Origin of the sequence: Streptomyces sp. R41 (assembly GCF_041053055.1) — a bacterium.
Lineage (GTDB): Bacteria > Actinomycetota > Actinomycetes > Streptomycetales > Streptomycetaceae > Streptomyces.
Map to the genome: position 1 here is coordinate 3,967,784 of NZ_CP163443.1, position 20,949 is coordinate 3,988,732.

Annotated in this window: 16 protein-coding genes; 11 read left to right on the top strand and 5 right to left on the bottom strand. The window is 70.2% G+C overall.

Annotated features, from left to right (window positions below):
• The first annotated feature begins 84 nt into the window (after nucleotides 1-84).
• The gene (locus AB5J53_RS18300; protein ID WP_369246731.1) at nucleotides 85-2,361 is read left to right on the top strand and encodes a heavy metal translocating P-type ATPase; all 2,277 of its coding nucleotides are present in this window, start codon (nucleotides 85-87) and stop codon (nucleotides 2,359-2,361) included.
• Between the two features lie 587 nt (nucleotides 2,362-2,948).
• On the opposite strand, the gene AB5J53_RS18305 is transcribed toward AB5J53_RS18300, so the two are convergent.
• Nucleotides 2,949-4,238 (bottom strand): citrate synthase, encoded by a 1,290-nt coding sequence (locus AB5J53_RS18305; protein ID WP_369246732.1) that lies wholly within the window; start codon nucleotides 4,236-4,238, stop codon nucleotides 2,949-2,951.
• A gap of 278 nt (nucleotides 4,239-4,516) precedes the next feature.
• Nucleotides 4,517-6,775 (bottom strand): ATP-dependent RecD-like DNA helicase, encoded by a 2,259-nt coding sequence (locus tag AB5J53_RS18310; protein ID WP_369246733.1) that lies wholly within the window; start codon nucleotides 6,773-6,775, stop codon nucleotides 4,517-4,519.
• Nucleotides 6,776-6,917: 142 nt separating this feature from the next.
• Here AB5J53_RS18310 and AB5J53_RS18315 point away from each other — a divergent pair, with 142 nt between their 5' ends.
• The 5 genes from AB5J53_RS18315 (at nucleotide 6,918) to rbsD (ending at nucleotide 12,771) form a co-directional block, all read left to right on the top strand.
• On the top strand, nucleotides 6,918-7,934 hold the full coding sequence (locus AB5J53_RS18315; RefSeq protein WP_369246734.1) for a LacI family DNA-binding transcriptional regulator: 1,017 nt from the start codon (nucleotides 6,918-6,920) through the stop codon (nucleotides 7,932-7,934).
• Complete coding sequence (locus AB5J53_RS18320; RefSeq protein ID WP_369246735.1) at nucleotides 7,931-9,448, top strand: sugar ABC transporter ATP-binding protein; 1,518 nt, start codon at nucleotides 7,931-7,933, stop codon at nucleotides 9,446-9,448. The genes AB5J53_RS18315 and AB5J53_RS18320 overlap by 4 nt, the downstream gene beginning before the upstream one ends.
• A complete protein-coding gene (locus AB5J53_RS18325) occupies nucleotides 9,438-11,390 on the top strand; it encodes a substrate-binding domain-containing protein (RefSeq protein WP_369246736.1) in 1,953 nt (650 codons plus the stop codon). The genes AB5J53_RS18320 and AB5J53_RS18325 overlap by 11 nt, the downstream gene beginning before the upstream one ends.
• 95 nt (nucleotides 11,391-11,485) lie before the next feature.
• Nucleotides 11,486-12,385 carry a ribokinase gene (locus AB5J53_RS18330; RefSeq protein WP_369246737.1) on the top strand — a complete coding sequence of 300 codons (900 nt, stop codon included), beginning with the start codon at nucleotides 11,486-11,488 and terminating at the stop codon, nucleotides 12,383-12,385.
• Nucleotides 12,382-12,771, top strand: coding sequence for a D-ribose pyranase (rbsD, locus tag AB5J53_RS18335; protein WP_369246738.1), 390 nt, complete (start codon nucleotides 12,382-12,384; stop codon nucleotides 12,769-12,771). The genes AB5J53_RS18330 and rbsD overlap by 4 nt, the downstream gene beginning before the upstream one ends.
• 227 nt (nucleotides 12,772-12,998) lie before the next feature.
• Here the strand turns inward: rbsD and AB5J53_RS18340 are convergent, their stop codons facing one another.
• Genes AB5J53_RS18340 through AB5J53_RS18350 form a run of 3 tightly spaced genes read right to left on the bottom strand, consistent with a single transcriptional unit; the run spans nucleotide 12,999 to nucleotide 16,125 of the window.
• Complete coding sequence (locus AB5J53_RS18340; protein ID WP_369246739.1) at nucleotides 12,999-13,826, bottom strand: sugar phosphate isomerase/epimerase family protein; 828 nt, start codon at nucleotides 13,824-13,826, stop codon at nucleotides 12,999-13,001.
• On the bottom strand, nucleotides 13,823-14,977 hold the full coding sequence (locus tag AB5J53_RS18345; RefSeq protein WP_369246740.1) for a dihydrodipicolinate synthase family protein: 1,155 nt from the start codon (nucleotides 14,975-14,977) through the stop codon (nucleotides 13,823-13,825). The genes AB5J53_RS18340 and AB5J53_RS18345 overlap by 4 nt, the downstream gene beginning before the upstream one ends.
• The gene (locus AB5J53_RS18350; protein ID WP_369246741.1) at nucleotides 14,974-16,125 is read right to left on the bottom strand and encodes a Gfo/Idh/MocA family protein; all 1,152 of its coding nucleotides are present in this window, start codon (nucleotides 16,123-16,125) and stop codon (nucleotides 14,974-14,976) included. The genes AB5J53_RS18345 and AB5J53_RS18350 overlap by 4 nt, the downstream gene beginning before the upstream one ends.
• Nucleotides 16,126-16,498: 373 nt before the next feature.
• On the opposite strand from AB5J53_RS18350, the gene AB5J53_RS18355 reads away from it, so the two are divergent.
• The 5 genes from AB5J53_RS18355 (at nucleotide 16,499) to AB5J53_RS18375 (ending at nucleotide 20,895) form a co-directional block, all read left to right on the top strand.
• A complete protein-coding gene (locus AB5J53_RS18355) occupies nucleotides 16,499-17,548 on the top strand; it encodes a LacI family DNA-binding transcriptional regulator (RefSeq protein WP_369246742.1) in 1,050 nt (349 codons plus the stop codon).
• 229 nt (nucleotides 17,549-17,777) lie between these two features.
• Nucleotides 17,778-18,251: a nuclear transport factor 2 family protein gene (locus AB5J53_RS18360; protein WP_369246743.1), complete on the top strand. Its 474-nt coding sequence runs from the start codon at nucleotides 17,778-17,780 to the stop codon at nucleotides 18,249-18,251.
• Between the two features lie 157 nt (nucleotides 18,252-18,408).
• The gene (locus tag AB5J53_RS18365) at nucleotides 18,409-19,008 is read left to right on the top strand and encodes a dihydrofolate reductase family protein (protein ID WP_369246744.1); all 600 of its coding nucleotides are present in this window, start codon (nucleotides 18,409-18,411) and stop codon (nucleotides 19,006-19,008) included.
• A gap of 135 nt (nucleotides 19,009-19,143) precedes the next feature.
• Nucleotides 19,144-20,076, top strand: coding sequence for a GNAT family N-acetyltransferase (locus AB5J53_RS18370; RefSeq protein WP_369246745.1), 933 nt, complete (start codon nucleotides 19,144-19,146; stop codon nucleotides 20,074-20,076).
• An 18-nt stretch (nucleotides 20,077-20,094) separates the two neighbouring features.
• Nucleotides 20,095-20,895 (top strand): sugar phosphate isomerase/epimerase family protein, encoded by an 801-nt coding sequence (locus AB5J53_RS18375; RefSeq protein WP_369246746.1) that lies wholly within the window; start codon nucleotides 20,095-20,097, stop codon nucleotides 20,893-20,895.
• Nucleotides 20,896-20,949: the final 54 nt, after the last annotated feature.

A 20,949-nucleotide genomic window follows, 5' to 3' on the forward strand; every position in this document is an offset into this window, starting at 1 on the left:
AGGAACCCCTCTCCGCCACACCGGGCCGTACCGACCAGCTGATACTGGCTCCGTACGGCCCGGTTCTTTCACTGGAGCCGGACCATGACCACCGCAGCACCCGCGACACCCATAGCCGGGACATCCGAGACTCCCGCGATCGCCACGATCTCCACGACCTCGGAAGTGGAGCTCTCCATCGGCGGAATGACCTGTGCCTCCTGCGCGGCCCGCGTCGAGAAGAAGCTCAACCGCATGGACGGCGTCACCGCCACGGTCAACTTCGCGACGGAGAAGGCGAAGGTCTCCTACCCGGAGGGCATACAGGTCGCCGATCTGATCGCCACCGTGGTGAAGACGGGATACACGGCCGAGGAGCCCCCACCGCCCGCACCGCCGGAGGAAACAGCCGCGCCCGCAGAGGATCCCGAGCTCGCCTCGCTCCGGGCGCGCCTCGTCGTCTCCGCCCTGCTCGCCCTCCCCGTGGTCCTGCTCTCCATGGTCCCGGCCCTCCAGTTCGACAACTGGCAGTGGTTCTCGCTGACGCTCGCCGCGCCCGTCGTCGTCTGGGGCGGACTGCCCTTCCACAAGGCCGCGTTGACGAACGCGCGGCACGGCGCCGCCACCATGGACACACTGGTCTCGGTCGGCACGCTGGCCGCGTTCGGCTGGTCGCTGTGGGCGCTGTTCTTCGGGGACGCGGGCATGCCGGGCATGCACGACGAGTTCAGCCTCACCATCTCCCGCATGGACGGCGCGTCGACGATCTACCTCGAAGTCGCCGCCGGTGTGGTCGCGTTCATCCTGCTCGGCCGCTACCTGGAGGCCCGCTCCAAGCGGCGCGCGGGCGCGGCGCTGCGCGCGCTGATGGAGCTGGGCGCGAAGGACGTCGCCGTGCTGCGGGACGGACGTGAGGTCCGTGTCCCGGTCGCGCGGCTCACGGTCGGCGACCGTTTCGTCGTACGGCCCGGCGAGAAGATCGCCACCGACGGGACGGTGGTGGAGGGTTCCTCCGCCGTCGACGCCTCCATGCTGACGGGCGAGTCCGTGCCGGTGGACGTGACAGTCGGCGACGCCGTGACCGGCGCGACCGTGAACGCCGGGGGCCGGCTCGTCGTCGAGGCCACCCGGGTCGGCGCGGACACCCGACTCGCGCAGATGGCGCGGCTCGTGGAGGACGCGCAGAACGGCAAGGCAGAGGTGCAGCGCCTCGCCGACCGGATCTCCGGGATCTTCGTGCCGGTGGTGCTGCTGATCGCGCTGACCACGTTCGGGGTGTGGCTCGCGGTCACGGGTGACACCGTCGCGGCCTTCACCGCGGCCGTCGCGGTGCTGATCATCGCGTGCCCGTGCGCGCTGGGCCTGGCCACGCCCACCGCCCTGATGGTCGGCACGGGCCGCGGCGCCCAGCTCGGCATCCTCATCAAGGGCCCCGAGGTCCTGGAGTCCACGCGCCGCGTCGACACCGTCGTCCTGGACAAGACCGGGACGGTGACGACGGGACGGATGAAACTTCAAGAGGTGTACGTCGTCGACGGCGCCGCCGAGAAGGATGTTCTGCGGCTCGCCGGCGCCCTGGAACACGCCTCCGAGCATCCGATTGCCCAGGCGATCGCGGCGGGCGCTCAGGAACGCGCTGGGGACTTTCCGGCGATCGAGCACTTCGCGAACGTGCCCGGGCGTGGCGTACGCGGGCGCGTGGACGGTCACGAGGTCGCCGTGGGCCGGTTCCTGGAGGTACTGCCGGACGAGCTGGCGCGCGCGAAGAGCGCGGCCGAGGCGGAGGGACGTACGGCCGTCGTGGTCGCCCGGGACGGTGTGGCACTCGGTGTCCTGACCGTCGCCGATGCGATCAAGGAGACCAGCGCCGAGGCCGTACGCGCGCTGCGCGGCCTGGGGCTCACACCGGTCCTGCTCACCGGCGACAACCGGGCGGTCGCCCAGGCCGTGGCGCGTGCCGTCGGCATCGACTCCGGGGACGTGATCGCGGAGGTGCTGCCCGAGGACAAGGTCGACGTCGTCAAGCGGCTCCAGAGCGAGGGGCGGACCGTCGCGATGGTCGGTGACGGGGTCAACGACGCGGCGGCGCTGGCCACCGCCGACCTGGGCCTGGCGATGGGCACGGGCACCGACGCGGCGATCGAGGCGAGCGATCTGACGCTGGTGCGCGGGGATCTGCGGGTGGCCGCGGACGCGATCCGGCTGTCGCGGCGGACGCTCGCGACCATCAAGGGAAACCTCGTCTGGGCCTTTGGATACAACGTGGCGGCGCTGCCGCTGGCCGCCGCCGGTCTGCTGAACCCCATGATCGCGGGGGCGGCGATGGCCTTCTCGTCGGTGTTCGTGGTGACGAACAGTCTTCGGCTCAGGACATTCTCATGACGATGGGGTAAGAGTCCCTCTAGAGTCCAACGGCAGGCTCACATAAGCTCTTCACAAGGCTCGCGCATCTTCCTTACGCTTGGGCCCCGATTACCGTATCGGGGCTCTTGCGTATCTTCAGGACATATGCAAGAGACGCAGATCACAGTGATGTGAACGTAACCATCGAAGGGGTTCGTGAGTCTAAGTTGGCGATGTCAGAAGCGTCTTGGGGGGCGTGACTGACATCTGGGGATGTCTTGGGGGACGTTCCCGGAAATTGCGTTGCCGGGGCACGTACACCGGGGAGCTTTGAGCGGCCCTCCCGATCCGTGCGCGTCCCGGCAGATCGCACCGCAGTACCGCGAGTTTTGCTCGTTTGGCTCGCAGACAGTTCGCAGCGATTCAGGCGCTGTCCACAGACGCCCGGCCGGATCCCGTGGGGGGAATCCGTACCGGGACAAGGAAAGCGCCCCGACTGCCGGCCCGTGGGGGGACCGGTAGCGGGGCGCTTTCCGTTTTCGTACGACCAGGCCGCTTCTGTACCGCTACGCAGCGACGTCTCCGTACGACTGCACGCGTACGGAGACGTCAGCGAACTCTCGGGCTCAGCGGGCCTCGACCGGCACGAAGTCGCGCAGGACCTCGCCCGTGTAGATCTGGCGCGGGCGGCCGATGCGGGAGCCGGGCTCCTTGATCATCTCGTGCCACTGGGCGATCCAGCCCGGCAGGCGGCCGAGGGCGAAGAGGACGGTGAACATCTCGGTCGGGAAGCCCATGGCCCGGTAGATGAGGCCGGTGTAGAAGTCGACGTTGGGGTAGAGATTGCGCGAGACGAAGTAGTCGTCGGAGAGCGCGTGCTCCTCCAGCTTGAGCGCGATGTCCAGCAGCTCGTCGGACTTGCCGAGCGCCGAGAGGACGTCGTGCGCGGCAGCCTTGATGATCTTGGCGCGCGGGTCGAAGGACTTGTACACCCGGTGGCCGAAGCCCATCAGGCGGACGCCGTCCTCCTTGTTCTTCACCTTGCGGATGAAGGAGTCGACATCGCCGCCGTTGGCCTGGATGCCCTCGAGCATCTCCAGGACGGACTGGTTGGCGCCACCGTGCAGCGGGCCCCAGAGGGCGGAGATGCCGGCGGAGATCGAGGCGAACATGTTCGCCTGAGAGGAGCCCACCAGGCGCACGGTGGAGGTCGAACAGTTCTGCTCGTGGTCCGCGTGCAGGATCAGCAGCTTGTCGAGCGCGGAGACGACGACCGGGTCCAGCTCGTACTCCTGGGCGGGGACCGAGAAGGTCATGCGCAGGAAGTTCTCGACGTACCCGAGGTCGTTGCGCGGGTAGACGAAGGGGTGACCGATCGACTTCTTGTAGGCGTACGCCGCGATCGTCGGAAGCTTGGCGAGAAGGCGGATCGTGGAGAGGTGACGCTGCTTCTCGTCGAACGGGTTGTGGCTGTCCTGGTAGAACGTCGACAGGGCGCTGACCACCGACGACAGCATCGCCATCGGGTGGGCGTCGCGCGGGAAGCCCTGGAAGAAGCGCTTGACGTCCTCGTGCAGCAGGGTGTGCTGCGTGATCTCGTTCTTGAAGGTGGAGAGCTCGTCGACGGTCGGCAGCTCACCGTTGATCAGCAGGGAGGCCACCTCGAGGAAGGTGGAGCGCTCGGCCAGCTGCTCGATCGGGTAGCCGCGGTACCGGAGGATGCCCTGCTCGCCATCGAGGTAGGTGATAGCGGATTTATAGGCGGCGGTGTTGCCATACCCGCTGTCGAGAGTCACCAGCCCGGTCTGGGCGCGGAGCTTCCCGATGTCGAAGCCCTTGTCGCCGACGGTGCTGTCGATCACCGGGTAGGTGTACTCGCCATCGCCGTACCGCAGTACTACAGAGTTGTCGCTCACGTCATCCCTCACCGACGTTGTGCCTCTTCTTCGAGGTGCCCTGACTGTCTCTACCATCCCCCATTTGGCCCTGGAGAGTGCACTCGGGGTCGACCATTGGGCCTATCGGCGGCACTCAGTGCCGCCAACCTGCTCATCCTGCCCCCCTTCGCCCTGGTTCCGGAAGTGCTCTGTGACCTTTGCGACTCGTTTGATCGATCATTTTTTGTGATGCCTGCCCGAGCGGGCCTCCGAGCCGCCGATTCAAGGCCGTTGTCAGCCCACCGGGAGACCGGGCGTCAGCCCTCCAGAGGGCGGGGTGCGAGCCGGAAGTCCAGGGCCGTGCAGCGTCGTCCGGCCGAGACCGTGCGCACCGCCTGGCCTATCGCCTTGCGGGAGCCCACGAGGACGACCAGCTTCTTGGCGCGAGTGACCGCCGTATAGAGCAGATTGCGCTGGAGCATCATCCACGCACTCGTGGTGACCGGGATCACCACCGCCGGGTACTCGCTGCCCTGGGAGCGGTGGATGGTCACCGCGTACGCGTGGGCCAGCTCGTCGAGTTCGTCGAAGTCGTACGGCACCTCCTCGTCCTCGTCCGTCAGCACCGTCAGGCGCTGTTCGTCCGGGTCGAGCGAGGTGACAACGCCCACGGTGCCGTTGAAGACACCGTTCTTGCCCTTCTCGTAATTGTTGCGAATCTGGGTGACCTTGTCGCCGACCCGGAAGACGCGGCCGCCGAAGCGCTTCTCGGCGAGGTCCGGGCGGCCGGGTGTGATGGCCTGCTGGAGCAGGCCGTTGAGGTTGCCCGCGCCGGCCGGGCCCCGGTGCATGGGGGCCAGGACCTGTACGTCCCGGCGCGGGTCGAGGCCGAACCTGGCCGGAATCCGTCGCGTCGCCACGTCCACCGTGAGCCGGCCCGCCTCCTCGGTGTCGTCCTCGACGAAGAGGAAGAAGTCCTTCATGCCGTCGGTGACCGGGTGCTGCCCGGAGTTGATCCGGTGCGCGTTCGTCACCACCCCGGACTGCTGGGCCTGGCGGAAGATCTGGGTGAGGCGGACGGAGGGGATGGGGCCCCCGTCGGCGAGCAGGTCCCTGAGGACCTCGCCCGCGCCGACGCTGGGGAGTTGGTCGACGTCTCCCACGAACAGCAGATGGGCGCCCGGAGCCACCGCCTTGACCAGCTTGTTGGCGAGCAGGAGGTCGAGCATGGAGGCCTCGTCCACGACCACCAGGTCGGCGTCCAGCGGCCGGTCCTTGTCGTACGCCGCGTCACCGCCCGGCTTGAGCTCCAGGAGCCGGTGCACGGTGGAGGCCTCGGCGCCGGTCAGCTCGGCGAGACGCTTGGCGGCGCGGCCCGTGGGGGCGGCCAGGACGACCTTCGCCCGCTTGGCACGCGCCAGTTCCACGATCGAGCGGACCGTGAACGACTTGCCGCAGCCGGGACCTCCGGTGAGCACGGCGACCTTCTTGGTGAGCGCGAGCCGGACGGCCTCCTCCTGCCCGGGCGCCAACTCCGCGCCCGTACGCCCCTTCAGCCAGGCCAGCGCCTTGTCCCAGGCCACGTCGTGGAAGCCGGGCATCCGGTCCCGGTCGCTGCGCAGGAGGCGCAACAGCTGGGCGGACAGGGAGAGTTCGGCGCGGTGGAAGGGGACCAGGTAGACGGCCGTCACCGGGGCGCCGCCGTCGGGGCCCGGGACCTTCTCCCGTACGACACCGGGGTCCTCGCCCTCCTCGGCCGGCGCCGCCAGCTCGGCCAGGCACTCGATGACCAGGCCCGTGTCGACCTGGAGCAGCTTCACCGCGTCGGCGATCAGCTGCTCCTCGGGGAGATAGCAGTGGCCCTGGTCGGTGGACTGCGAAAGCGCGTACTGAAGACCGGCTTTGACGCGCTCCGGGCTGTCGTGCGGGATGCCGACGGACTGGGCGATCTTGTCGGCGGTGAGGAAGCCGATGCCCCAGACGTCGGCCGCGAGGCGGTAGGGCTGGTTCTTGACGACCGAGATCGACGCGTCGCCGTACTTCTTGTAGATGCGGACCGCGATGGACGTGGACACCTCGACGGTCTGGAGGAAGAGCATGACCTCCTTGATCGCCTTCTGCTCCTCCCAGGCGTCGGCGATCTTCTTGGTGCGCTTGGGGCCGAGGCCCGGCACCTCGATCAGCCGCTTCGGCTCCTCCTCGATGATCTGGAGGGTGTCGAGGCCGAAGTGCTGGGTGATGCGGTCGGCGAAGACCGGGCCGATTCCCTTGACCAGGCCGGAGCCGAGATAGCGGCGGATGCCCTGGACGGTGGCCGGGAGGACCGTCGTGTAGTTCTCCACGGTGAACTGCTTGCCGTACTGCGGGTGGGAGCCCCAGCGACCCTCCATGCGGAGCGACTCCCCCACCTGGGCACCGAGAAGTGAGCCCACGACCGTGAGCAGGTCGGCGGCGCCTCGGCCGGTGTCCACCCGGGCGACCGTGTACCCGTTCTCCTCATTGGCGTACGTGATCCGCTCGAGTACGCCCTCCACAACCGCCAGGTGCACCTGCCGGTTCCCCGCCTGATTGGACATGATCCGACGCTACCGCCCGCCTCCGACATCGCGCCGACGCTGGGGAGGACTTCATCACGATCCGGTCTCGGGGTCTTGTCAACTCTCGTGTAATCGATTCCAATCCCTCGTGTAATCGATTCCACGAGGAGGTGGAGCGGCGATGGCGAGCATCAAGGACGTTGCCGCCGAGGCCGGCGTATCCGTCGCCACGGTCTCGCGGGTCCTGAACGACCATCCGTCGGTCAGCGCGGACGCACGCACCCGGGTGCTGGCCGCCGTACAGACCCTGGGCTACCGCCCGAACGCCGTCGCCCGCTCCCTGCGCACCGACCAGACCCGCACCCTGGGCCTCGTCATCAGCGACGTACTCAACCCGTACTTCACCGAGCTGGCCCGCTCCGTCGAGGAGGAGGCCCGCGCGCTCGGCTACAGCGTCATCATCGGCAACGCCGACGAGCGGCCCGAGCTGCAGGACCACCATGTACGGACCCTGCTGGACCGGCGCATCGACGGCCTCCTTGTCTCCCCCACCGACGGCGGCTCGCCCGGGATGCTGGACGCCGCGCGCGCGGGGACGCCGATGGTCTTCGTGGACCGGTGGATCCCGGGCGTGGACGTGCCCGTCGTACGAGCCGACGGACGGGCCGCCGTACGGGATCTCGTGGCGCATCTGCACGGGCTGGGGCACCGGCGGCTCGCGATCATCGCGGGACCGGCGGCCACCACGACCGGCAGCGAGCGTGTCGAGGCCTTCCGGGAGGCCATGGCCGAGTACGGGATTCCCCTCCCGGACGCCTACATAGGCCAGGGCGACTTCCAGGCCGACAGCGGCCGCCGGGTCACCGAGGGGTTCCTCGACCTGGCCGAGCCGCCCGAGGTCGTCTTCGCCGCCGACAATCTGATGGCGCTCGGCGCGCTGGACGCGATCCGCGCGCGCGGGATGCGTGTTCCGGACGACATCGCACTCGCCGCGTTCGACGACATCCGCTGGTTCGTGCACACCGATCCGCCGATCACGGCGATCGCCCAGCCGACGGGCGAGCTGGGCCGGGCCGCCGTACGCGCCCTGGTCGACCGCATCGAGGGGCGGCCCCCGCAGTCCGTCACCCTCCCCGCCCGTCTCGTCGTACGCCGCTCGTGCGGCGAGTCCCCCGTAACGAACAGGAGCCAGCCGTGAGCAACCTGGACGAGTTGCTGCGCATCGAGGGCATACGCAAAACCTTCCCCGGCGTGGTCGCGCTCGACAGCGTGGACTTCGATCTGCGCCGCGGCGAGGTGCACGTACTGCTCGGCGAGAACGGCGCGGGCAAGAGCACGCTGATCAAGATGCTCTCCGGCGCCTACCACCCCGACGCCGGGCGTGTCCTCGTCGACGGCGAGGAGGTCCGTATCCAGGGTGCGCAGGACTCCGAGCGCCTCGGGATCGCGACCATCTACCAGGAGTTCAACCTCGTCCCCGATCTCACGGTCGCCGAGAACATCTTCCTGGGCCGGCAGCCGCGCCGCTTCGGGATGATCGACCGCAGGACGATGGAGGCCGAAGCCGCCGAGCTGCTGAAGCGGGTCGGGGTGAACGTGTCCCCGCGCGCACGGGTGCGCGAACTCGGAATCGCACGCCTGCAGATGGTCGAAATCGCGAAGGCGCTGAGCCTGAACGCACGCGTCCTGATCATGGACGAGCCGACCGCGGTGCTCACCTCCGAAGAGGTCGAAAAACTCTTCACCATCGTGCGCCAGCTGCGCGAGGAGGGAGTCGGCATCGTCTTCATCACGCACCATCTGGAAGAAATCGCCGCCCTGGGAGACCGGGTCACGGTCATCCGGGACGGCAAGAGCGTCGGCCAGGTCCCCGCGTCCACGCCCGAGGACGAACTCGTACGCCTCATGGTGGGCCGGTCCATCGAACAGCAGTACCCGCGCGAACGGGCGGATGCCGGGACCGCGTTGCTCACCGTCGAGGGGCTCACCAAGGACGGTGTCTTCCACGATGTGAGCTTCGAGGTGCGGGCCGGTGAGGTCGTCGGCATCGCGGGTCTCGTGGGAGCCGGACGCACCGAGGTCGTCCGCGCGGTCTTCGGCGCCGATCCGTACGACAAGGGCGCCGTGAAGGTCGCCGGCTCCGCGCTGCGCCGCCACGACGTGAACGCCGCCATGGAGGCCGGCATCGGGCTCGTCCCCGAGGACCGCAAGGGCCAGGGACTCGTCCTGGACGCCTCCGTCGAGGAGAACCTCGGCCTGGTCACGATGCGCGCCGCCACCCGCGGCGGGCTCGTCGACCTCAAGGGCCAGCGGGAGGCCGCCGCGCGGATCGCCGAGCAGCTCGGCGTCCGGATGGCGGGCCTCGGCCAGCATGTGCGCACCCTCTCCGGTGGCAACCAGCAGAAGGTCGTCATCGGCAAGTGGCTGCTCGCCGACACCAAGGTGCTGATCCTCGACGAGCCGACCCGCGGCATCGACGTCGGCGCCAAGGTCGAGATCTACCAGCTGATCAACGAACTGACGGCCGCCGGTGCCGCCGTCCTGATGATCTCCAGCGATCTGCCCGAGGTGCTCGGCATGAGCGACCGGGTCCTGGTGATGGCCCAGGGCCGGATCGCGGGCGAACTCTCCGCCGACGAGGCGACACAGGACTCCGTGATGGCCCTCGCCGTCAGCACGCACACTGAAAGGGAGGCCCTCGGTGGCCACTGACACGCATCTGCGCACATCGGGCGCGAGTGGCGCCTCGGCGGTCCGCCGCCTCCTGCTCGACAACGGAGCGCTCACCGCGCTCATCGCCCTCGTCATCGCGATGTCGGCACTCTCCGGCGACTTCCTGACGACGGACAACCTGCTCAACATCGGCGTCCAGGCGGCCGTCACCGCCATCCTCGCCTTCGGCGTCACCTTCGTGATCGTCTCGGCGGGCATCGACCTGTCGGTCGGCTCGGTCGCCGCGCTGTCGGCCACCGTCCTTGCCTGGATGGCGACTTCAGAAGGTGTGCCGGTCTGGATCGCGATGATCCTCGCGGTCGCCACCGGCATGGCGTGCGGCCTGGTCAACGGCGTACTGATCGCCTACGGGAAGCTGCCGCCGTTCATCGCGACGCTCGCCATGCTCTCGGTGGGCCGCGGCCTGTCCCTGGTGATCTCGCAGGGCAGCCCGATCGCCTTCCCCGACTCGGTCTCGCACCTCGGTGACACGCTCGGCGGCTGGCTGCCGGTGCCTGTCCTCGTCATGGTCGTCATGGGCCTGATCACGGCCGTGATCCTGGGCCGCACGTACATCGGCCGCTCCATGTACGCGATCGGCGGCAACGAGGAGGCCGCGCGCCTGTCGGGCCTGCGGGTGAAGAAGCAGAAGCTCGCGATCTACGCCCTCTCCGGTCTCTTCGCGGCCGCCGCGGGCATCGTGCTCGCCTCCCGGCTCTCCTCCGCGCAGCCGCAGGCCGCGCAGGGCTACGAGCTCGACGCGATCGCCGCGGTCGTCATCGGCGGCGCCTCGCTCGCGGGCGGTACGGGCAAGGCGTCCGGGACGCTGATCGGCGCGCTGATCCTGGCGGTGCTGCGCAACGGGCTCAACCTCCTGTCCGTGTCCGCCTTCTGGCAGCAGGTCGTCATCGGTGTCGTGATCGCGCTGGCGGTGCTGCTCGACACGGTGCGGCGCAAGGCCGGGGCGACCCCGGTGGCCGCCGGTGCCGGCGCGCCGGGCGGCAAGGGCAAGCAGGCGGCGACGTACATCATCGCGGCCGTGGTCGCGGCGGCGGTCGTCGGTGCGATGTCCTTCCTGCACAACGGCTCGTCCTCGTCGACGACCCAGAAGGTGGGCCTGTCGCTGTCGACCCTGAACAACCCCTTCTTCGTCCAGATCAAGGCGGGCGCTCAGCAGGAGGCCAAGAAGCTGGGCGTGGACCTGACCGTCACCGACGCGCAGAACGACGCCTCGCAGCAGGCCAACCAGCTGCAGAACTTCACCAGCTCGGGCCTCGGTTCGATCATCGTCAACCCGGTGGACTCGGACGCGGCGGGCCCGGCGGTCCGCGCGGCGAACAAGGCCGACATCCCCGTCGTCGGCGTCGACCGCGGGGTGAACAAGGCGGACACGGCCGCACTCGTCGCCTCCGACAACGTCGCGGGCGGCGAGCTGGGCGCCAAGGCGCTCGCCGAGAAGCTGGGCGGCAAGGGCAAGATCGTGATCCTGCAGGGCCTGGCCGGTACGTCCGCGAGCCGCGAGCGCGGCGCGGGCTTCGCCGAGGGCCTGAAGGCCTACCCCGGCATCCAGGTCGTCGCCCAGCAGCCCGCGGACTTCGACCGCACCAAGGGTCTCGACGTGATGACGAACCTGCTCCAGGCGCACCCCGACATCCAGGGCGTCTTCGCCGAGAACGACGAGATGGCGCTCGGCGCGATCAAGGCGCTCGGCTCCAAGGCGGGCAAGTCGGTCTCCGTCATCGGCTTCGACGGCACCCCCGACGGTCTGAAGGCGGTTGAGGCGGGCACCCTGTACGCGTCCGTCGCCCAGCAGCCCAAGGAGCTCGGCCGGATCGCGGTGGACAACGCGCTGAAGGCCGCCGAGGGCAAGAAGGTCCAGGAGACGGTGAAGGTGCCGGTGAAGGTGGTCACCAAGGAGAACGTGGCCGGGTTCGGCGGCTGACCGTCGCCGCCCGGCGGACGGCAGGCGGTACGGGCGGATCCCGACGGGATCCGCCCGTACCCGCGCACCAACTCACCTATACAGGGAGACAGTTCATGTACGACTACGACCTTCTGGTCGTGGGATCGGCCAACGCCGACCTGGTGATCGGGGTCGAGCGGAGGCCCGCGGCCGGGGAGACGGTGCTCGGCTCCGACCTCGCCGTCCACCCCGGCGGCAAGGGCGCCAACCAGGCGGTCGCCGCCGCCCGCCTCGGGGCCCGTACGGCCCTGCTGGCCCGGGTCGGCGACGACGCGCACGGCCGGCTGCTGCTCGACTCGCAGCGGGAGGCCGGCGTCGACACCGTGGGCGTGCTGGTCGGCGGGGCGCCCACCGGGGTCGCGCTGATCACGGTGGACCCGTCCGGGGACAACAGCATCGTGGTCTCGCCGGGGGCCAACGGCCGGCTCACCCCGGACGACGTGCGGGCCGCCGGAAGCCTCTTCCAGGCCTCCCGGGTGGTCTCGGCGCAGCTGGAGATCCCGCTGGAGACGGTCGTGGAAGTCGTACGGAATCTGGCTCCCGACAGCCGCTTCGTACTGAACCCCTCGCCGCCGCGCCCACTGCCCGCCGAGGTCCTCGCGGCCTGCGACCCGCTGATCGTGAACGAGCACGAGGCACGAGTGATCGTCGGCACGGCTCTCGGGGACTCCCCCGAGGACTGGGCGACGGCCCTGCTGGCCCTCGGCCCGCGCTCGGTGGTCGTCACGCTCGGCGCGGAGGGCGCGCTCGTGGCCTCCGCGGACGGCGTCGCCCGAGTGCCGTCGGTGAAGGTCGAGGCAGTGGACACGACAGGGGCGGGCGACGCGTTCACGGCGGCGCTGGCCTGGCGGCTGGGGCGGTCGGAGTCCCTGTCCGACGCCGCCGCGTACGCCGCCCGGGTCGGGGCCGCCGCCGTCACCCGCCCCGGCGCCCAGGAGTCCTTCCCCACCGCCGAGGCGGTCGTGTCCCTGTGAAGAAGGCCGGAATCCTGAACCGTCATCTCGCGGGCGCCCTCGCCGAACTGGGGCACGGGCACGAGGTCCTGGTGTGCGACGCGGGGATGCCGATACCGGCGGGGCCGCGTGTGGTGGATCTGGCCTTCCGGGCCGGGGTGCCGTCCTTCGCCGAGGTGCTCGACGGGCTGCTGGACGAACTGGTGGTGGAGGGCGCGACGGCCGCCACCGAGGTCCGTGACGCGAACCCGCGGGCAACGGCGCTGCTGGAGGGACATTTCCCCACCCTGGAGCTGGTCCCGCACGAGAAACTGAAGGCGCTGTCGGCACACGCGCGCCTGATCGTCCGCACCGGCGAGGCGCGGCCGTACGCGAACGTACTGCTGCGCTGCGGAGTGTTCTTCTGAGCCGCCGCCGAACGGCCTGCAAAAAACTTCGAGGGGCCCGGTCCGTCGACCGGGCCCCTCGGCTTTCCCCTCCGTATCAGAACCCCCGCGATCCCCCCAGATCCCCCTCCAGAAGTCCTGATGCCAAGTACGACCCGCGAGGTGGGGGAAGGGTTGCACGGTCTTCTGAGAAATTTTTCCGACCCTCGGACGGCGTGCCCAGGTCCTCCGACGGCGTGCCACCGACCTCAGGCGGCGTGTCCGAGGAACCGGTCCACCGTCTCCGCCAGAACCTCCCGCCCGTCCCGAGCCCACAGCGCGTCGTTGAAGAGCTCGACCTCGATCGGGCCGTCGTAGCCCGCCGCCTCCACGTAGGAGCGCCACTCGCGCATGTCGATGGAGCCGTCGCCGAGCTGGCCGCGGCCGTTGAGAACGCCCTCGGGCAGTGGGGTGGTCCAGTCGGCCAGCTGGAAGGTGTGGATACGGCCGGAGGTGCCCGCGCGGGCGATCTGGGCGGGGGCCGTGTCGTCCCACCAGATGTGGTACGTGTCGACGGTGACGCCCACCTGATCCGCGGGGAAGCGTTCCGCGAGGTCCAGGGCCTGGGCCAGGGTCGATACGACGCAGCGGTCGGCGGCGTACATGGGGTGGAGGGGTTCGATGGCCAGGCGTACGGCGCGCTCGGCCGCGTAGGGGCCCAGCTCGGCCAGTGCGTCGGCGATGCGCTCCCGGGCGCCGTGCAGGTCCTTGGAGCCGGCCGGCAGACCGCCCGAGACCAGGACCAGGGTGTCCGTGCCGAGGGTCGCCGCCTCGTCGATCGCCGCCCGGTTGTCGTCCAGGGCACGGGCGCGCTCGGCCGGGTCGATCGCCGTGAAGAAGCCTCCCCGGCACAGGGTCGTCACCGCGAGGCCCGCGTCGCGGACCAGCTTGGCGGTCGCCTCGACGCCGTACGACTGGACGGGCTCGCGCCAGAGACCGACGCCCGGTACGCCCAACTCCAGGCAGGCTTCGACCAGTTCGGGCATCGACAGCTGCTTGACCGTCATCTGGTTGATGGAGAAGCGGGCGAGACTCATGGGGTCACTCCGTACAGGGCGAGCAGGGTCTTCATGCGCGCTTCGGCCAGCTCCGGGTTCGGGAACAGGCCCAGGCCGTCGGCCAGTTCGTAGGCACGTGCGAAGTGCGGGAGCGAGCGGGCCGACTGCAGCCCGCCGACCATGGTGAAGTGTTCCTGGTGTCCGGCCAGCCAGGCCAGGAGGACGACGCCCGTCTTGTAGAAGCGGGTCGGGGTCTGGAAGAGGTGGCGGGACAACTCGACCGTGGGGTCGAGGAGTTCGCGAAAGCCCTTGGCGTCGCCCGTGTCCAGGACCCGTACCGCCTGCGCGGCCAGCGGGCCCAGCGGGTCGAAGATGCCGAGCAGGGCGTGGCTGAAGCCCTGCTCGTCGCCCGCGATCAGCTCGGGGTAGTGGAAGTCGTCGCCCGTGTAGCAGCGCACGCCGTGCGGGAGCCTGCGGCGCAGGTCGATCTCCCGCTGGGCGTCCAGCAGGGAGACCTTGATGCCGTCGACCTTGTCCGGGTGGGCGGCGATGACCTGCAAGAACACCTCCGTGGCCGCGTCCAGGTCGCTCGACCCCCAGTAGCCCTCGAGGGCCGGGTCGAACATCGGGCCCAGCCAGTGCAGGATCACCGGGTCGGCGGCCTGGCGGAGCAGATGGCCGTAGACGTCGAGGTAGTCCTCGGGGCCGGAGGCAGCCGCCGTCAGGGCCCGCGAGGCCATGAGGATCGCCTGCGCGCCCGACTCCTCGACGAGGGCGAGCTGCTCCTCGTACGCGGCCCGGACCTGCGCCAGGGACGCCGGGCCCACCAGCTGGTCCGTGCCGACGCCGCACGCGATGCGGCCGCCGACCGCCTTCGCCTCGGCGGCGGACCGGCGGATCAGCTCCGCCGCGCCCGCCCAGTCCAGGCCCATCCCGCGCTGCGCGGTGTCCATGGCCTCGGCCACGCCCAGCCCGTGGGACCACAGGTGGCGGCGGAAGGCGAGGGTCGCGTCCCAGTCGACGGCGGCGGGCGCGTCGGGCGAGACGTCCGCGTACGGATCGGCGACGACGTGCGCGGCCGAGAAGACCGTGCGGGAGGTGAAGGGCGCGCCGGTGGTGAGGGCGAGCGGGGCGATGCGCGGCTCGTACGACCGCAGTCGGCCCGTCGCGTCCGGGAGTTGGATGGTCACAGGGCGATCTCCGGTACGTCGAGACGGCGGCCCTCCGCCGAGGACTTCAGGCCCAGTTCGGCGAGCTGGACGCCGCGGGCGCCGGCGAGGAGGTCCCAGTGGTAGGGGGCGTCGGCGTAGACGTGGCGCAGGAAGAGTTCCCACTGGGCCTTGAAGCCGTTGTCGAACTCGGCGTTGTCGGGGACCTCCTGCCACTGGTCGCGGAAGGAATAGGTGGCCGGGATGTCCGGGTTCCAGACCGGCTTGGGCGTGGAACTGCGGTGCTGGACACGGCAGTTGCGCAGCCCGGCGACGGCCGAGCCCTCCGTGCCGTCGACCTGGAATTCGACCAGCTCGTCGCGGTTGACGCGTACGGCCCAGGAGGAGTTGATCTGGGCGATGGCGCCGCCCTCCAGCTCGAAGATGCCGTACGCGGCGTCGTCGGCCGTGGCGTCGTACGGCTTGTCCTGCTCGTCCCAGCGCTGCGGGATGTGGGTGGCGGTGAGCGCCTGGACGGAGGTGACGCGGCCGAACAGCTCGTGCAGGACGTACTCCCAGTGCGGGAACATGTCGACGACGATGCCGCCGCCGTCCTCGGCGCGGTAGTTCCAGGAGGGGCGTTGGGCCTGCTGCCAGTCGCCCTCGAAGACCCAGTAGCCGAACTCCCCGCGGATGGAGAGGATCCGGCCGAAGAAGCCGCCGTCGATGAGGCGCTTGAGCTTGAGCAGCCCGGGGAGGAAGAGCTTGTCCTGGACGACGCCGTGCTTGATGCCGGCGGCGTGCGCGAGCCGGGCCAGCTCCAGGGCGCCGTCGAGGCCGGTCGCGGTCGGCTTCTCGGTGTAGACGTGCTTGCCGGCGGCGATGGCCTTCTTGATCGCCTCCTCGCGGGCGGAGGTGACCTGCGCGTCGAAGTAGAGGTCGACGCTCGGGTCGGCGAGGACCGCGTCCACGTCCGTCGACCAGTGCTCCAGGCCGTGCCGCTCGGCGAGCGCCTTCAGGGCGTGCTCGCGGCGGCCCACGAGGACGGGTTCGGGCCACAGCACGGTGCCGTCGCCCAGGTCGAGGCCGCCCTGGTCGCGCAGGGCGAGGATCGAGCGGACGAGGTGCTGGCGGTAGCCCATGCGTCCCGTCACGCCGTTCATGGCGATACGCACCGTCTTGCGTGTCACGTCATTCCCTTCGTACGCGGGTTCCGCGCCGCGTACGCCCCACGGTGAGCGTGAGTCCCACGGTAAGTGTGAGGCTCCACTGGTGAGCGCGACAGCAAGCGCTTTCTATCCAAGAAGAAGCTAGCCTCTGTCCAGCCGATTGGACAAGACCATGCGGGCGACGAGATGTTCGACCCTCCGGACGGCTGGACGCGGGGGGCGTACGCGCGGTCGGATGTACCCGCATATGACAGCCGAGCTCGAGGACGTACGACGGCCATGCTTGAGGACGTATGGCAGCCGTCCTTGGGGATGTACGACAGCCGTGCTCGAGGACGTATGACAGCCGTCCTTGAGGACGAGACAACGAGATGCGTGACCGGAGGACGACGAGATGACCGTGACCCTGGCGGACGTGGCGGCGCGTGCGCAGGTCTCGCCCGCGACCGTGTCCCGGGTGCTGAACGGGAACTATCCCGTCGCGGCGTCCACGCGTGAGCGGGTACTGCGCGCGGTGGACGAGCTGGACTATGTACTGAACGGGCCCGCGAGTTCGCTGGCCGCGGCGACGTCCGACCTCGTCGGGATCCTCGTCAACGACATCGCCGACCCCTTCTTCGGGATCATGGCGGCCGCGATCCAGTCGGAGATCGGCGGCCCCGGGGGGCGCGCGGGCGGGGAACGGCTCGGAGTCGTGTGCAACACCGGCGGCTCCCCGGAGCGTGAACTCACCTACCTCACGCTCCTTCAGCGCCAGCGCGCCGCCGCGGTCGTCCTGACCGGCGGCGCCGTCGAGGACACCTCGCACGCCTCCGCCGTCGCCGCGAAGCTGCGCAAGCTGGCCGAGGCGGGCACCCGGGTCGTCCTGTGCGGACGGCCGCCCGCGCCCGAGGCCGTCGACGCGATCGCGCTCACCTTCGACAACCGCGGGGGCGGTCAGCAGCTCACCGAGCATCTGATCGGGCTCGGACACCGGCGGCTCGGCTACATCGCGGGACCCGAGGAGCGGACGACGACCCGGCACCGGCTGGAGGGGCACCGGGCCGCGCTGGCCGCGCACGGCATCGAGGACGATCCGCAGCACACCGTGTACGGCCGCTACGACCGCCGTTCCGGCTACGAGGCGACCCTCGAACTCCTCCGCCGGGACCCGTCGTTGACGGCCGTCGTCGCCGCGAACGACACGGTGGCGCTCGGCGCCTGCGCCGCGCTGCGCGACTCCGGCCTGCGCATCCCGGACGACGTCTCCGTCGCGGGCTTCGACGACCTGCCCTTCAGCATCGACGCCGTGCCCGCGCTCACCACGGTGCGGCTACCCCTCTCCGAGGCGGGCGCCCGCGCCGGGCGGATCGCCATGGGACGCGAGGAGCCGCCGCCGGGCGGGATCGCCACGGTGCGGGGGGAGTTGATGGTGCGGGGGTCCACTGGGGGACCGCGCGCCTGACCGCGCACCCCCGGGCCGACGGGCCCAAACGTTTTCTTCGCCCCCTCCGCCCCTGCTCTCTCTCTCCCCCCCCCCGCTCTCGGCTTCGCTCGAGCGGGGGACCCCCATCGTCCCTGGGGGCTGCCGCCCCCAGACCCCGCCAGAAGATTGCGCAGTTCCCCGTGAAGGGGCGCGGGGAACTGCGCCCGTCCCTTGACCTCAAGTCCGCTTGAGCTGCGAGGGTCGGCCCATGACCACGCAGACCCAGCCCGCGGAAACCTCCCACGCAGAGATCCGCACCCTCATCCACCAGCTCTTCCGCACCCTCGACGAGCGCAAGTTCGCCGCAGCCTGGATCCTCGACTTCGTCACCGAGGACGTACGCATGGAGACCCCCCTCGGCGCCACCGAGGGCCCCGACGCCGCCCGCGCCACGGAGGAGGCGCTGGCGCGTTACGACCGTACCCAGCACATGGCCGCCGGGATCCTCACCGACGTCGACACCGAGGCCGGACGGGCCATCGCCTCCTGGAACGCGCTGATGACCCACGTCCACCACGACGCCACCCTCCGGGAGCGTGGCGCGGACGCCGACCCGTTGTTCACGGTCGGCGGCCACTACGAGGCCGACCTGCGCCGCACCCCCGCCGGCTGGCGCTTCAGCCGGGTCGCGATCCGGGCGATCTGGACGAAGGGGCAGCCGCCGCTGGGCATCAACGACTGACGAAAGAATCCGGGCGAAAGATCCAGACGGAAGATCCAGAGGGAAGACCTGGACGGAAGACCTGGACGGAAGATCTGCACGCGGGAGCGATGATTTCCGCACCCTGCGCCGGTCTTCTCTGCCGTAATCGCCCGCGCGACGAACAGGAGCACCTCCCATGCGCATCGTGGTCAGCGAATTCATCAGCATCGACGGCGTCGTACAGGCACCCGGCGGCCCTCAGGAGGACACCGACGGCGGCTTCGCGCACGGCGGCTGGACGCACCCGTACTTCGACCCGGAGGTCGTCGGCGGTGCCTTCGCCGACGGTCTGGGCAGGGCCGAGGCGCTGCTGTTCGGGCGGCGTACCTGGCAGACGATGGCCGCGGCCTGGCCCGAGCGGGCGGGCGATCCGTTCGCGGACCTGATGAACTCCCTCCCCAAGTACGTGGTCTCCACGACGCTCGGCGAAGGCGACGTGACGAGCTGGAGCAACACCACGCTCATCCCCGGCGACGAGGCCGTCGCCCGCGTCCGGGAACTGCGCGCGGCCGACGGCGGCGACCTGGCGATGATGGGCAGCCCCACGCTCGTGCGCACCCTCCTGCGCGAGGGCCTGGTCGACGAGCTGCAGCTCATCCGGATGCCGGTCATCCTCGGCGGCGGCAAGACGATCTTCCCCGAGGACGGCGTGAAGCGTCCGCTCGAACGGGTCTCCACGGTCGCCGGCAAGACGGGGGTGGAGGTGTGTGTCTACCGGCCGGCCGACGAGGCGTAGAGGGGTAGGCGGCGCGCTGGTGTCCGTTCTATGCTCGGAGCAACGGTATCTCTGACTGAGTCAACCATCCGGGTCGACCCTCCGGACCGACCAGCTGGAGCCCCGACCATCAGAGCCGACCTTCCGGGGCCGATCATGACTGTCCAGGACATCCGCTCCTTCAACCGCTTCTACACGAACGTCATCGGCGCGCTCGACTACGGCCGTCACCTCTACGCCCCGTACACGCTCACGGAGTCCCGCGTCCTCTACGAGCTCGCGCACTCCCCGCGAACGGACGCGGTCGACCTGCGTACCGAACTCTCGCTGGATTCGGGCTACTTGAGCCGCATCCTCAACAAGTTCGAGCAGGACGGGCTGGTCGAGCGGGCCCCGTCCGAGAAGGACCCGCGCCGCCGTCGGATCACCCTCACCGCGCGCGGCCGCGACGCCGCCGACCTGCTCGACGAGCGTGCCCGGGAAACCGTCGGTTCGCTGCTCGCCTCCGTGACCCCCGCCGACCGGGAGCGGCTCGCCGAGGCGATGCGCACGGTGCGGACGATCCTGGGCGACGGCCGGGTCCCCCGCCCGGAGGACGTCGTGCTGCGCGAGCCCGGCCCCGGTGACCTCGGCTGGATCGTGCAGCGCAACGCCGCGCTGTACGGGGCCGAGTACGGGTGGAACACCGACTACGAGGGCCTGGTCGCGAGGATCGTCGCCGACTTCGCCGAGGATCACGATCCGCATCTGGAGCGGGTGTGGATCGCCGAGCTCGACGGACGGGCCGTGGGGTGCGTGATGTGCGTACGGGACGACGCGCCCGGCACCGCCCGGCTCCGCCTGCTCCTTGTCGAGCCGGACGCGCGCGGGCTCGGCATCGGCGACCGGCTCGTCGAGGCCGTCGTCGACTTCGCGCGCGGAGTCGGCTATCGCGACCTCGTCCTGTGGACCAACGACGTCCTCTCCGCCGCCCGCCGTATCTACCAGCGCCACGGCTTCGTCCTCGTGTCCGAGAAACCGCACCGCTCCTTCGGCGCGGATCTCGTGGGCCAGGACTGGCGGCTGGATCTGCACGGCACGCACGAGTGACGAGTAGGGTCCCTGATCATGAAGCTGGCGTTCTCCACCCTCGGTGTGCCCGGGCTCCCCATCCCCGACGTCGTACGACTCGCCGCCACGCACGGCTATCACGGCGTGGAGCTGCGGGCGCATCCGGAGGAGCCCGTGCACGCGGGCATCGGTGCGGCCGAACGGGCCGACGTGGCGGCGGAGTTCAAGGCGGGCGGGATCGAGGTGCTGGGGCTCGCGGGGTACGCGCGGGTCGCGGCGCCGGGGGACGACGAGCCCGTGATCGACGAGATCCGTCGGCTTCTGGACCTCGCACGCGACGTGGACGCCCCGTTCGTACGGGTCTTCCCCGGCGCCGGCACGGACCAGAGCCCGGAAGAGGCCGACGCGACGGCCGCTCGCCGCCTCGGCACGGCCGCCGAGTACGCCGCCGACCTGGGCGTACGGATCCTGCTGGAGACCCACGACTCGCACCGCACAGGCGCCGACGCGATCAGGGTCCTGGGCCTGGTCGGCCACCATCACGTGGGCTCGCTCTGGGACGTGATGCACACCTGGCTGGGCGGCGAGCAGCCGTCGTCGACGTATGCCGCGCTGTCCCCGTACCTCGGATACGTACAGGTCAAGGACATCGCATCCGCCGAGGACACGACCCCGCTGCCGCTGGGCACCGGTGTCCTGCCGCTCGCCGAGTGCGTCGAGGTCCTCTCCCGCCACGGCTGGGACGGCTGGCTGTGCTGGGAGTACGAGAAGCGGTGGTACGAGGCGGCGGCGCCGCTTCCCGGGCTGCTGGGCGCCGGGCGCGAGCACCTCTGCCGTCTGCTGAACGACGCCGCGTGAACCAAAAGCATCACAGAGTTAACTCGAAAACCGTCGGTAGGGGATTGCTCACGC